The 12,851-nt window shown below is 69.3% G+C and carries 14 protein-coding genes; 11 read left to right on the forward strand and 3 right to left on the reverse strand.

Annotated elements, in window-relative coordinates:
- Window positions 1-32: 32 nt before the first annotated feature.
- The 11 genes from COA07_RS07105 (at window position 33) to pnp (ending at window position 10,630) form a co-directional block, all read left to right on the forward strand.
- Window positions 33-740: a DUF448 domain-containing protein gene (locus COA07_RS07105; RefSeq protein WP_066711262.1), complete on the forward strand. Its 708-nt coding sequence runs from the start codon at window positions 33-35 to the stop codon at window positions 738-740.
- Entirely contained in the window at window positions 737-3,529 is a 2,793-nt protein-coding gene (gene infB / locus COA07_RS07110; protein ID WP_096640673.1) for a translation initiation factor IF-2, read from the forward strand. The genes COA07_RS07105 and infB overlap by 4 nt, the downstream gene beginning before the upstream one ends.
- Before the next feature lie 120 nt (window positions 3,530-3,649).
- Window positions 3,650-4,033 carry a 30S ribosome-binding factor RbfA gene (gene rbfA / locus COA07_RS07115; protein WP_066712782.1) on the forward strand — a complete coding sequence of 128 codons (384 nt, stop codon included), beginning with the start codon at window positions 3,650-3,652 and terminating at the stop codon, window positions 4,031-4,033.
- Between the two features lie 21 nt (window positions 4,034-4,054).
- Complete coding sequence (locus tag COA07_RS07120; RefSeq protein WP_083956999.1) at window positions 4,055-4,318, forward strand: AbrB/MazE/SpoVT family DNA-binding domain-containing protein; 264 nt, start codon at window positions 4,055-4,057, stop codon at window positions 4,316-4,318.
- 16 nt (window positions 4,319-4,334) lie between these two features.
- Complete coding sequence (locus COA07_RS07125; protein WP_255266824.1) at window positions 4,335-4,718, forward strand: type II toxin-antitoxin system VapC family toxin; 384 nt, start codon at window positions 4,335-4,337, stop codon at window positions 4,716-4,718.
- A complete protein-coding gene (locus tag COA07_RS07130) occupies window positions 4,718-5,302 on the forward strand; it encodes a thymidine kinase (RefSeq protein ID WP_066712792.1) in 585 nt (194 codons plus the stop codon). The genes COA07_RS07125 and COA07_RS07130 overlap by 1 nt, the downstream gene beginning before the upstream one ends.
- 68 nt (window positions 5,303-5,370) lie before the next feature.
- Window positions 5,371-6,045 carry a hypothetical protein gene (locus tag COA07_RS07135; RefSeq protein WP_096640675.1) on the forward strand — a complete coding sequence of 225 codons (675 nt, stop codon included), beginning with the start codon at window positions 5,371-5,373 and terminating at the stop codon, window positions 6,043-6,045.
- 28 nt (window positions 6,046-6,073) lie between these two features.
- On the forward strand, window positions 6,074-6,766 hold the full coding sequence (locus COA07_RS07140; RefSeq protein WP_066712582.1) for a site-2 protease family protein: 693 nt from the start codon (window positions 6,074-6,076) through the stop codon (window positions 6,764-6,766).
- A 4-nt stretch (window positions 6,767-6,770) separates the two neighbouring features.
- Window positions 6,771-7,856: a tRNA pseudouridine(55) synthase TruB gene (truB, locus tag COA07_RS07145; protein WP_066712584.1), complete on the forward strand. Its 1,086-nt coding sequence runs from the start codon at window positions 6,771-6,773 to the stop codon at window positions 7,854-7,856.
- 23 nt (window positions 7,857-7,879) lie between these two features.
- Window positions 7,880-8,149, forward strand: a complete 270-nt coding sequence (gene rpsO, locus COA07_RS07150) for a 30S ribosomal protein S15 (protein ID WP_066490321.1) — start codon at window positions 7,880-7,882, stop codon at window positions 8,147-8,149.
- A gap of 153 nt (window positions 8,150-8,302) precedes the next feature.
- Complete coding sequence (pnp, locus tag COA07_RS07155) at window positions 8,303-10,630, forward strand: polyribonucleotide nucleotidyltransferase (RefSeq protein ID WP_096640677.1); 2,328 nt, start codon at window positions 8,303-8,305, stop codon at window positions 10,628-10,630.
- Between the two features lie 94 nt (window positions 10,631-10,724).
- On the opposite strand, the gene COA07_RS07160 is transcribed toward pnp, so the two are convergent.
- The 3 genes from COA07_RS07160 to COA07_RS07170 all read right to left on the reverse strand — a co-directional run bounded on the left by COA07_RS07160 (window position 10,725) and on the right by COA07_RS07170 (window position 12,840).
- Window positions 10,725-11,177 carry a hypothetical protein gene (locus COA07_RS07160; RefSeq protein ID WP_066710314.1) on the reverse strand — a complete coding sequence of 151 codons (453 nt, stop codon included), beginning with the start codon at window positions 11,175-11,177 and terminating at the stop codon, window positions 10,725-10,727.
- Window positions 11,178-11,254: 77 nt separating this feature from the next.
- Window positions 11,255-12,025 carry a class II aldolase/adducin family protein gene (locus COA07_RS07165; RefSeq protein WP_066710311.1) on the reverse strand — a complete coding sequence of 257 codons (771 nt, stop codon included), beginning with the start codon at window positions 12,023-12,025 and terminating at the stop codon, window positions 11,255-11,257.
- A 113-nt stretch (window positions 12,026-12,138) separates the two neighbouring features.
- Window positions 12,139-12,840 (reverse strand): prolyl hydroxylase family protein, encoded by a 702-nt coding sequence (locus tag COA07_RS07170; protein WP_066710308.1) that lies wholly within the window; start codon window positions 12,838-12,840, stop codon window positions 12,139-12,141.
- Window positions 12,841-12,851: the final 11 nt, after the last annotated feature.

Here is a 12,851-nt window from a genome sequence, read left to right on the forward strand (position 1 = left end):
GTCAGGCCCGGCATGACGGACGGAGCCGCCGCATGACCGCGCCCGTTCGTTCCTGCATCCTGGGCCGCGAGCGCGCGTCGCCGGGGGAGCTGATCCGGCTGGCGCTGGCGCCGGACGGGCGGGTGTTGCCCGACGTGCGCGCCAAGGCGCCGGGGCGCGGCGCGTGGATCGGGGTCGATCGTGCCGGGCTGGAGGCGGCGGTCGCCAAGGGCAAGCTGCGCGGCGCGCTGGCGCGGGCGTTCAAGGGCGCGGCGCTGACCGTGCCCGACGACCTGCCGGCGCTGGTCGCGGCCGCGCTGGAGCGCAACGCGCTGGACCGGCTGGGGCTCGAATCGCGGGCGGGGACGCTGCTGACCGGCTCGGAACGGATCGAGAAGGCGGCGCGCGCGGGCAAGCTGCACGCGCTCTATCACGCCGCCGACGCCAGCGACGACGGGGTACGCCGGCTGGCGCAGGCGTGGCGCGTCGGGCGCGACGAAGAAGGAAGTTCGCTGAAGGGCTTGGCGTTGCCGGTCGATCGCCCCATATTGTCGTTGGCGCTGGGCCGCGAAAATGTGGTACACATCGGCGTCATCGACCGCGCGGCGGCCGGCCGGCTGGGCGAAGCGCTCGGCCGCTGGCTGCAATTTATCGGCCCTGATCCTATCCCCGCACCTTGCGCTACGGCCGCGCAAGGCGCATCGGCGCCCGGTTCCGTCCGGGCGCAAACGGCCGTGACGACAGACGAGGAATGTGAGTGAGCGATACCGACAACGACAAGCCGAAACTCGGAATGCGCCAGCCGCTGGGGCTGAAGCGCACGGTCGAGACCGGCAAGGTGAAGCAGAGCTTCAGCCACGGCCGTAGCAATACGGTGGTGGTCGAGGTGAAGCGTCGCCGCGTGCTCGGTCCGCAGGGCGGCGCGCCCGAGGCGACGCCGGCCCCCGCCGCGCCCGTCGCGCCGCCGGCCACGCCGGCCCCTGCCCCCGTCGCGGCAGCGCCGCAGCGCCCCGCGCCCTCGAACGAGACCGCGCAGGAGCGGCAGGCCCGCCTGCTGCGCGAGGCCGAGGACCAGCGGATGCAGGCGCTGGAAGAGGCGCGCCGCCGCGAGGAGGCCGAGCGTCAGCGCGCGGCCGACGAAGAGCGTCGCCGCGCCGAGGAGAAGGCGCAGGAACGCGCGCGTGCCGAGGCGGAAGCCCAGGCCGCTGCCGCCAAGCCGGCCGAGCCGGCTCCGGCGCCTGCTCCCGTCGCGGAACCGCAGGCCGAGGCGCCCGCCGCTCCGGCGCCGGCCCCCACCCCCGCCCCGGCCCCCGCGCCGGTAGCGGACAGCACGCCGGCCCCGGCGGCTGCCGCGCCGCGCCCCGCGCCGGCGCCGGCGCCCGCCCCCACCCCCGCACCCCCGCCGGTGCTGGAGCTGGGCCGCGATCCCTCCATGCCCGCGCCGCGCCGATTTTCGCCGGTGGCGCGCCCGGAGATTCCGAAGCCGCAGCCCAAGCCCGAGCCGAAGCCGGAGCCGGCACCCGCCGCCACCGCGCAGCCGACCGGTGGCGCGGGCGGTTCGTCCGCCTCCGCTCCGCGCAACCTGCCCAGCGGGCAGGCGACGCCGCGCAACGCACCGCCGAGCCGGCCGACCCAGCGCGACCGCAAGGGCGACGAGCGCCGCGGCGGCAAGCTGACCGTCAACCGCGCGCTGAACGAGGATGGCGCGCGCGCGCGCAGCCTCGCTGCGCTGAAGCGTGCGCGCGAGAAGGAGAAGCGTGGCTTCGGCGGCCCGCGCGAGCCGCAGGCCAAGCAGGTCCGCGACGTGCAGGTGCCCGAGGCGATCACCGTCCAGGAACTGGCGAACCGCATGGCGGAACGCGGTGCCGATCTGGTCAAGACGCTGTTCAAGATGGGCATGCCCGTCACCATGACGCAGACGATCGACCAGGATACCGCCGAACTGCTGGTGACCGAATTCGGCCACAACATCGTGCGCGTGTCCGATTCGGACGTCGACCTGGCGATCGACACGACCGAGGATGCGGTGGAGACGCTCCAGCCGCGCCCGCCGGTCGTCACGATCATGGGCCATGTCGACCACGGCAAGACCAGCCTGCTCGACGCGCTGCGCGGCACCGACGTGGTGCGCGGCGAGGCCGGCGGCATCACCCAGCATATCGGCGCCTATCAGGTGACGCTGAAGGACAAGTCGAAGGTCACGTTCCTCGACACCCCGGGCCATGAGGCGTTCACCGCGATGCGGGCGCGCGGCGCGGACGTCACCGACATCGTGGTGCTGGTGGTCGCGGCCGACGACGGGCTGATGCCGCAGACGATCGAGGCGATCAACCACACCAAGGCGGCCGGCAAGCCGATGATCGTGGCGATCAACAAGGTCGACAAGCACGACGCCAACCCGCAACGCATCCGCGAGCGCCTGCTGGAGCATGACGTGCAGGTCGAGGCGATGGGCGGCGAGACGCAGGACGTCGAGGTGTCCGCGCTGAAGAAGACCGGCCTGGACGACCTGATCGAGAAGATCCACCTGCAGGCCGAGCTGATGGAGCTGACCGCCAACCCCGATCGCGCCGCCGAGGGCAGCGTGGTCGAGGCCAAGCTGGACAAGGGCCGCGGCCCGGTCGCCACCGTGCTGGTCACGCGCGGCACGCTGAAGGTCGGCGACGTCTTCGTCATCGGCGCGGAAAGCGGCAAGGTGCGCGCGCTGGTCGACGACAAGGGACGCCAGCTCAAGTCCGCCGGCCCGTCGATGCCGGTCGAGGTGCTGGGCATGTCGGGCACGCCATCGGCGGGCGACAGCCTGCAGGTGGTCGAGAGCGAGGCGCGCGCACGCGAGGTGGCCGAATATCGCCAGGGCGTGCTGCTGCAGAAGCGCACGACTCAGGCGCCGGCCAGCCTGGAGAGCATGTTCTCCGCGCTGAAGGCGAACCAGGCGATCGAATATCCGCTGGTCGTGAAGGCGGATACGCAGGGCACCGTCGAGGCGATTGTCGCGTCGATCAACAAGATTTCGACCGACCTGATCCGCGCGCGCGTGCTGCACGCGGGCGTCGGCGGCATCACCGAAAGCGACGTGACGCTGGCGGGTGCGTCGGGGGCGCCGATCATCGGCTTCCACGTGCGTGCCAATGCCAAGGCGCGCGAGATCGCCGAGCGGCAGAAGGTGGCGTTGAAATATTACGACGTCATCTACGACCTGATCGACGAGATCCGGGCGGGCATGGCCGGCGAGCTGGGCCCGGAAGCGTTCGAGACGGTGGTCGGCCGCGCCGAGATCCGCGAGGTCTTCTCCGCGGGCAAGCACGGCCGCGCCGCCGGCCTGCTGGTGGTCGAGGGCGCGATCCGCAAGTCGCTCAAGGCGCGCATCACCCGCGACGACGTCATCATCTACAATGGCGAGATCGCGTCGCTGCGCCGCTTCAAGGACGACGTGCCGGAGGTTCGCGCCGGGCTGGAATGCGGTGTGACGTTCACGCAGAACTTCACCGACATCAAGGCCGGCGACTTCCTCGAAACCTTCGAGGTCGAACTGCGCGAGCGCACGCTGTAAGGAAGCAACCGTCATGCCGGCGCAGGCCGGCATCTCGTGCCGCGGGGACGACCATCGGCGTCGTCCCCGCGGCTCCAGACCCCGGCCTTCGCCGGGGTGACGTCTTGATGGGGCGGCGCCATGACCAACCAACCCGAAAAGTCCGTCCGCACCCTTCGCGTCGGCGAACAGGTGCGCCACGTGCTGTCCGAGATCCTGCAGCGCGGCGACGTGCATGACGACACGCTGTCCAGCCACATGGTCAGCGTGACCGAGGTGCGCATGTCCCCCGACCTGCGCCATGCCACGGTGTTCGTGAAACCGCTGCTGGGCAAGGACGAGGACGCGGTGCTGAAGGCGCTGCGCACCAACACCGCCTATCTCCAGCGCGAGGTGGCGACGCGCGTGAAGATGAAATATGCCGCGCGGCTGAAGTTCCTGGCCGACGAAAGCTTCGACGAGGGCAGCCATATCGACGCGCTGCTGCGCCGCCCGGAAGTGGCGCGCGACCTTGACGGGGAATGAGGTAAGACGCATCTTACCGGGATGGGTATAGAGATCAGGGTGTCCTCAAAGGGACAGATCGTAATTCCAAAGGAAGTGCGCGATGCCCTGGGGCTGGAGGCAGGGGGCAAGCTGACGCTGGAACGCGCAGGACGCCGCATTATTCTGGAAGTGCCGCAGCCGGACCGCCCGCGGATCAGCTATGAAGAGTTCCGGCGCCGAGTCCCGAAATACCAGGGGCCGCCTGTTCCGGTCGAGGAGATGACGAGCCGCGTGGGTGATCTGTTCCGCGACTGGACGGACTGACGTACCGGTGATCGCGGTGGATACCAATGTCCTGATCCGGTTGATCGTCGGCGACGATCCCGATCAGGTCGCCGTCGCGCTCGATCTGGCAGCGCGCGACGTCTTCTATGTCTCCTTCACGGTGCTGGAGGAGGTCGAGTGGGTATTGCGGTCGCGCTTCGGCTACGGCCGCGATCAGATCGTCACTGCACTGCGCGCCTTGCCTGATCTGCTGAGCCTTCGATACGAGGACGACGACGATGCGCGGTGGGCGATCGAGCGCTATGCGCTGTCCGGCGAGCTTGCCGACTATCTTCATATCGCATCGGCGCGCGCCGCCGGACGTTTCGCCACGTTCGAGCGCCGCTTGACGCGCCGCGCCGGACCCGACGCGCCCGTCCCCGTCGAGACGCTCGGCTGATGGCGAAGCTGTATTTCTATTATGCCAGCATGAACGCGGGCAAATCGACCACGCTGCTGCAGGCCGATTTCAACTATCGCGAACGGGGGATGCGCACGATGCTGTTCACCGCGGCGGTGGACGATCGCTTCGCGCCGGGGACGATCACCTCGCGGATCGGACTGACCGCGCCGGCGACGATGTTCGATGCCGCAACCGATCTGGCCGCGCTGGCGCTGGCGCGTCATGCCGAGGCGCCGCTGGCGTGCGTGCTGGTGGACGAGGCGCAGTTCCTGTCGGCGGCGCAGGTCGCGCAGCTCGCCGTGCTGGCCGACGATGCGGGCATCCCGGTGCTCGCCTATGGCCTGCGCACCGATTTCCGCGGCGCGCTGTTCGAAGGATCGGCGCGGCTGATGGCGCTGGCCGACGCGCTGATCGAGATCAAGTCGGTGTGCGCGTGCGGGCGCAAGGCGACGATGAACCTGCGCGTCGATGGCGAGGGACGTGCGGTGGCGGAGGGGCGCCAGACCGAGATCGGCGGCAACGACCGCTATGTCGCGCTGTGCCGGCGGCATTTCACGCAGGCGTTCCAGCCGGATGCGTGAACGCGCTTGCGGTCGCACGCGCTGCGGCTAGCGTGGCGGGGATCGGGATCGGGATCGGGGGAGTAGGGGTGCAGACGATGCGCTGGACGATCGTGCCGCTGGCGCTGCTCGCCGGCGCGGCGGTGCCGGTTGCCGATGAAGATGCCGGCATCCTGCGCCGCGTGCTGGCCGCGACCGATCGCGACGGCGCCGCCATGTGCGTTCCCGCGCAGCTGACCGAGGCGCCGTTCGCGGGCATCCGGCGGATGATCGACGAATACGCGCAAGACCACGATCGCGCCGCCCCCGGCCCCGCCGAACGCCGCACGACGATCCGCGCGATGACCGCCGACTGGGAATGGTCCGCCGATCGCCCCGCCGACGCGGCGTTGCGCCGACAGGTCAAGGACGCGGCCTACACGCTGGCGGAAAGCGGCGATCCGACGCCGGTCGAGGACGAGGCGGTCGGCGACCTCAACGCCAGCGATACGCCGGACGGCGCGGGCGCCGCGCCCCCCGCCCCGCCGCGCGACGTCGGCAAGCTCGCCGCGGAATGGCTGGCGCCCGGGCAGCGGCTGGGCACCGCGGACGGCTGCGGCTTTCCGGTGCTGACGCTGGCCGCGGTCGCGCGCCACGGCGACATCGCCTTCGTCGAGGTGGGGATCGTCGGCGCGCCGCTGTCGGGGGCGGGCGAGATCTGGGCGATGCACCGCACCCCCAACGGCTGGCACACGGTCGCGCGCCGGCGCACATGGGTTTCCTGACGCGGCGCGTGCGCCTATCTGACGCGGCATGAACCCCAACGGCATCGTCTGGTCGGTCGCGATATGGCTGATCCCGCTCATCATCGCGATCGTGTTTCATGAGGTGAGCCACGGGCTGGCCGCGCGCGCGCTGGGCGATCGCACCGCGGAGCGGCTGAACCGGCTGTCGTTCAACCCGCTGCGCCATGTCGACCCGATCGGTACGGTCGCGCTGCCGCTGATGCTGGCGATCGCCAAGGCGCCGGTGTTCGGCTGGGCGCGCCCCGTGCCGGTCGATACGCGCCATTTGCGCGATCCGCGCCGCGCGATGATGCTGGTGGCGCTGGCCGGGCCGGCGATGAACCTGGCGCTGGCGCTGGTCGGTGCGATCCTGCTGGGGCTGTTCGCGCAGTCGATCGAGACCGCGGCGGAAGGCAGCGTGGCAGCGTTCGTCGCGTCGAACCTGGTCAACTTCCTGCTCATCAACGTCTTCCTGGCGGTGTTCAACATGATCCCGCTGCCGCCGTTCGACGGCGGGCACGTCGTCGCCGGGCTGCTGCCGGAGCGGCTGGCGCTGAAATGGGACGGGCTGGCGCGGTTCGGCTTCCCGCTGCTCATCATCCTGCTGCTGGTGCTGCCCGCGCTGGTGCCGCAGGCGAACATCGTCCAGCGGCTGGTCGCGCCGCCGGCGCAGGCGCTGACGAACCTGTATTTGTCGCTCGCCACCACGATCGGGGGGTGAGGCGATGCACGGCTGGCTGATCCTCGACAAGCCGCTGGGGCTTGGGTCGACGCAAGGCGTGTCGGCGGTCAAGCGCGCGCTGCGCACCGGCGGCTATGGCAAGGCGAAGGTGGGGCATGGCGGGACGCTGGACCCGCTGGCCACCGGCGTGCTGCCGATCGCGATCGGCGAGGCGACCAAGCTGGCCGGGCGGATGCTCGACAGCGACAAGGTGTACGATTTCACGATCCGCTTCGGCGAGCAGACCGACACGCTCGACGCCGAGGGCACGGTGATCGCGACGAGCGAGGTGCGCCCCACCGCCGCCGCGCTGGACGCGGTGCTGCCGCGCTTCACCGGCCCGATCGCGCAGATGCCGCCCGCCTATTCGGCGCTGAAGGTCGACGGCCAGCGCGCCTATGACCTGGCGCGCGCGGGCGAGGAGGTGGTGCTGGCGAAGCGCAACGTGACGGTGCATGGGCTGCGGATACGTCATCCCAGCGAAGGCTGGGATCTTTCCGTGGAGAACGCTGGCCCATCCCCACGAGACCCCAGCTTTCGCTGGGGTGACGGCGTATCGTGGGAGGAGGATCGTCCGGCGCAGCCGGGGGGTGGAGGGGTGGAAGCCGCGAACGTGCCGCATCCGCCCCTCCACCACCAGCCTACGGCTGGCGGTCCCCCTCCCCAAGCGGAGCTTGGGGAAGAACTGGATTGCGTCGCCCTTACCGCGCATGTGTCCAAGGGGACGTACATTCGCAGCCTGGCGCGCGACATCGCCCTGGCCCTTGGCACGGTGGGGCACGTCACCTATCTCAGGCGGACGAAGGCGGGTCCGTTCGCGCTTGCCGATGCGATTACGCTGGACAAACTGGACGAAATCGCTAAGGCGCGCAGCCTTGAACAGAAACTCCTGCCGTTGAGTGCGGGGCTGGACGACATCCCGGCTCTATCGCTCACCCCCGATCAGGCAGGGGCGCTCCGCCAGGGGCGCGTGCTGGTCGGGATCGCCGCCGATGACGGTCAGGCCTTCGCCATGCTGGGGGACATACCCGTCGCGCTGGTGGAGGTGGAGGACGGCAACGTCCGCGTCACCCGTGGCTTCAACCTGTAACGATGTCGATCTAGGGAATATGAATGTCGATCACTGCTGAACGCCGCCAGGACGTCATCAAGGACAATGCCCGCGCCGAAGGCGATACCGGGTCGGTCGAGGTCCAGGTCGCGATCCTGACGGAGCGGATCAAGAACCTGACCGAGCATTTCAAGGGCCATGCGAAGGACAACCATTCGCGCCGCGGCCTGCTGATGATGGTCAACAAGCGTCGTTCGCTGCTCGACTATCTCCGCAAGAAGGACGGGGACCGCTACCTCGCCCTCATCGCGAAGCTGGGTCTTCGCAAGTAATTCGGAAGGGCGCCCTCGCGGCGCCCTTCTCGTATCCGCCCTCCGGCAATTCGGCCAAGCGGGCGGCGGCGGAACACTCCGCCACACGAACGGGACCTGCCCGTTCGAACACAGGCCCCGGCGACATAGGGTCGCCGGTGTGAAGGAAAACAGATGTTCGATACCAAGAAGGTGCAGATCGAGTGGGGCGGAAAGACCCTCACTCTCGAAACGGGCCGCGTGGCCCGTCAGGCCGATGGCGCGGTGATCGCGACGCTCGGCGAAACGGTGGTGCTGTGCGCGGTGACCGCCGCCAAGAAGGTGAAGGAAGGGCAGGACTTCTTCCCGCTCACCGTCCACTATCAGGAAAAGTTCTCGGCCAGCGGCCGTATCCCCGGCGGCTTCTTCAAGCGTGAGCGCGGCGCGACCGAGCGCGAGACGCTGATCAGCCGCCTGATCGACCGTCCGGTGCGCCCGCTGTTCCCGGAAGGCTTCTACAACGAGATCAACTGCATCGCGCAGGTGCTGTCGTATGACGGCGAGAACGAGCCGGACATCGTCGCGCTGGTCGCGGCGTCGGCGGCGCTGACGATCTCGGGCGTGCCGTTCATGGGCCCGATCGGCGCGGCGCGCGTCGGCTACAAGGATGGCGACTACATCCTGAACCCGACCGATGCCGAGGCGGTCGAGGGCGACCTGGACCTGGTCGTCGCCGCCACGCATGACGCGGTGATGATGGTCGAATCCGAAGCCAAGGAGCTGTCGGAAGAGGTCATGCTGGGCGCGGTGATGTTCGCGCACAAGGCGTCGCAGCAGGTGATCGACGCGATCATCGACCTGGCCGAGCAGGCCGCGAAGGATCCTTGGGACCTGCCCGCGGGCGACGACCAAAAGGCGGTCAAGGCCGAGCTGAAGAAGCTGATCGGCAAGGACATCACCGCCGCCTACAAGCTGACCGACAAGCAGGCGCGCCAGACCGCGCTGGCGGCGGCCCGTTCCAAGGCGAAGGACGCGATGGCGGACCGCACGCCGCAGGAACAGCTGGTCGCGGCCAAGCTGGTCAAGAAGCTGGAGGCGGACATCGTCCGCACCGCGATCCTGAAGGACGGCCGCCGCATCGACGGGCGTTCGACCACGCAGATCCGCCCGATCGAATCGGAAGTCCACTTCCTGCCGCGCGCGCACGGTTCGGCGTTGTTCACCCGCGGCGAGACGCAGACGATCGCGACCACCACGCTGGGCACCCGCGATGCGGAGCAGATGATCGACGGACTGAACGGCCTGTCGTACCAGCATTTCATGCTGCACTATAACTTCCCGCCCTATTCGGTCGGCGAAGTGGGCCGCTTCGGCGCGCCGGGACGCCGCGAGATCGGCCATGGCAAGCTGGCGTGGCGCGCGCTGCACCCGGTGCTGCCGACCAAGGAGGAGTTCCCGTACACGATCCGCGTGACGTCGGACATCACCGAGTCGAACGGCTCGTCGTCGATGGCCACCGTCTGCGGCGGGTCGCTGGCGCTGATGGACGCGGGCGTGCCGATCAAGCGCCCGGTGTCGGGCATCGCGATGGGCCTGATCCTAGAGGGCAAGGATTTCGCGGTCCTGTCCGACATCCTGGGTGACGAGGATCACCTGGGCGACATGGACTTCAAGGTGGCCGGCACGTCGGAGGGCATCACCAGCCTTCAGATGGACATCAAGATCGCCGGTATCACCGAGGAGATCATGAAGGTCGCGCTGAGCCAGGCCAAGGAAGGCCGCGCGCACATCCTGGGCGAAATGGCCAAGGCGCTGTCGAGCACGCGCACCGAACTGTCGGCGCACGCGCCGCGGATCGAGACGATGCAGATCGACAAGTCGAAGATCCGCGACGTCATCGGCACCGGCGGCAAGGTGATCCGCGAGATCGTCGCGCAGACCGGCGCCAAGGTCGACATCGACGACGAGGGCGTCATCAAGATCAGCTCGTCGGACGGCGCGCAGATCGAGGCGGCGATGAACTGGATCAAGGGCATCGTCGAAGAGGCCGAGGTCGGCAAGATCTACACCGGCAAGGTCGTCAACATCGTCGACTTCGGTGCGTTCGTGAACTTCATGGGCGGCAAGGACGGTCTGGTCCACGTTTCCGAAATGAAGAACGAGCGCGTCGAGAAGCCGGGCGACGTCGTGTCCGAGGGGCAGGAGGTCAAGGTCAAGGTGCTGGAGATCGACCCGCGCGGCAAGGTTCGCCTGTCGATGCGCGTCGTCGACCAGGAAACCGGCGCCGAGCTGGAAGACACCCGCCCGGCGCGCGAGCCGCGCGGCGAGCGCAGCGACCGCGGCCCGCGCCGCGAAGGGCGCGGCGACCGTGACGGCGGCGGCCGTGGCGGCGAGCGCGGCGGCGATCGCGGCGGCGATCGCGGCCCCCGCCGCGAAGGCCGCGGCCCGCGCCGCGAAGGCGGCAAGGACGAGGGCGACGCCCCGGCCTTCGCCCCGGCGTTCCTGACCGGCGATCGCGACTGACAGCGATCGGTCCGCAAGGACTGAAAAGGAAAAGGCCCCGGCAGCGATGCCGGGGCCTTTTTCGTGGCGAACCGCGCGCCGCCGAACGACGCGATCAGTCGAACTGGTTGAGCGAGGTGTCCAAGGCATCGGTCCCCACACGCTGGATCGCCAGGGTAAGCAATTGCGCGATGATGACGCCGATGATGACCGCGATCAGCATCCACGCCTCGACATAGGCCAGCAGCGCGATCGCCAGCACCGCCACGATCGCCTGCGCCACCCCGACCCGCGGCAATCCGACCCGCGCGGTGCTGAACACGGAACGCTCGCGCGGATGCGCCGCCTCGCCCGCCAGCCGGTCGAACAGCGACCGCAGCGGTCCCGCCGACAGATGCGCGCTCATCGCGCTCGCCTTCTGCTCGTCGCTGCCGTCGCGCGACAGGATCGGGGCCAGCGCGCGCTGCTGGGAGCGTGCGAACTCCTGGATCGTGTCCAGATGCCGGTCGATCGCCGCCGCCTCCGCGCCGAACCCGGCCATGCTCAACATCTGCTTCAACACCGCCATGATCCATCTCCCCGTCGATGCCGATGACCGTACAGGGCGATGGAGCAGGCGGCCTCCCTCAATCGGGTGAGGCGCGGTCAGTCGCGATAGCTGGGGTCGATCCGGTCGAGCTTGCGCAGCAGCGCGGGCCACGCCAGCTTCTGTGCCAGCATCCCCATCCCCTTCGGGTTGGACTGGCCGGCCACCTTGTCCTCAACCCCCTGCGGCGGGTTGTTGAGATGCTCGCGCCCGGCGGACAGCATCAGCACCTGCGCCTCGCACGCCCGCTCCAGGAAATAGAGCCGCAGGAAGCAGGACGCGACGGTATCGCCGACCGCGAGCGTGCCGTGGTTGCGCAGGATCATCACGCTCTTGTCGCCGATGTCCTGCACCAGCCGCTCGCGTTCCTCCAGGTCGGTCGCGATGCCTTCGTAATCGTGATAGGCGACGTCATGCCCCGCGATCATCGCGGTCTGGGTATGCGGCAGCAGCCCGAATTCCATCGCGCTCACCGCCTGCCCGTGGGGCGTGTGGAGGTGCATGACCGCATGGGCATCGTCGCGCGCCATGTGGATCGCCGAATGGATCGTGAAGCCGGCCGGATTGACCGGGTGAGTCGACGGGCCGACCGGATTGCCCTCGACGTCGATCTTGACCAGCGAGGAGGCGGTGATCTCCTCGAACATCATGTCATAGGGGTTGATGAGGAAATGGTGTTCCGGCCCCGGCACGCGCGCCGACAGGTGCGTGAAGATCAGATCGTCCCAGCCGTACAGCGCCACCAGCCGGTAGGCGGCGGCCAGATCGACGCGCGCCTCCCACTCGCCGGGTGCGTATCGGGACGTATCCACCTGAGCCAGCGTCGCCATCACCACTCTCCTCGTCGCGTTTCGTTTGGCAACGGAATATCGGATCGCGCGGCCGCTGGCCACCCCCTGCCCCACCCCGCGCCCAACCCCACCCCGGGCGTCGCGCCGTCGGATCAGCGGCGATGCTTGCCCGGACGGCGGCGCGTGGCGGGGACGGCGCCGGTAGCGGGCGCGGCGGCGCTCCAGTCGCGCTCGCGATACCATTTGGTGACGATATACTTGCTGCCGCGCGTCACCGGGCGCCCGGCGTGGAGCGTGTGGCGGTTCGCCCGCCCGTCGGCGCCGATGTTGTTCCAGCACAGGATCGTCCCCTGCCGGGGAATGAACGCCTCCTCCAGATAGGCGAAATGCGTCTCGCCGCCTTCTTCCGGTTCGTTGAGGTAGATCATCGCGGTCCAGGTACGGTTGCCGCAGCGCGCCGCATGGGTGCCGGCATCGGGGTGATGCGGCTCGAAATAATCGTGGTGCAGGCGATATTCCTGCCCCTGCCCATATCGCTGGCCCTGGATCGGCTCGCCCAGCGTCGGCGCGATGCCCAGCAGCAACGACAGCCGCAGGTCGAGCAGCTGGACCACCGGCGCCGCGGGATCGAAGGCGCAGGTCTCGCTGGTGCGCGCGTCCGCCGCGCCATAGGCGATCTGTGACGGGCGCCGGTTGGCGTCAATATAGCGCATCAGCACGTCGCATTCGCCCGGATCGAGGAAGCCGGGCATCGACCACAGTTCGACCAGCGGGCTGGGATGGCGCGTCGCCCCGGCAAAGCGGGTGGCCAGCAGCATCTCCTCGCTCAGCACGATCGGTTGATGGACGGACATGCGCGGCGCTC

The sequence above is a fragment of the Sphingomonas adhaesiva genome, assembly GCF_002374855.1.
GTDB classification, from domain to species: domain Bacteria; phylum Pseudomonadota; class Alphaproteobacteria; order Sphingomonadales; family Sphingomonadaceae; genus Sphingomonas; species Sphingomonas adhaesiva.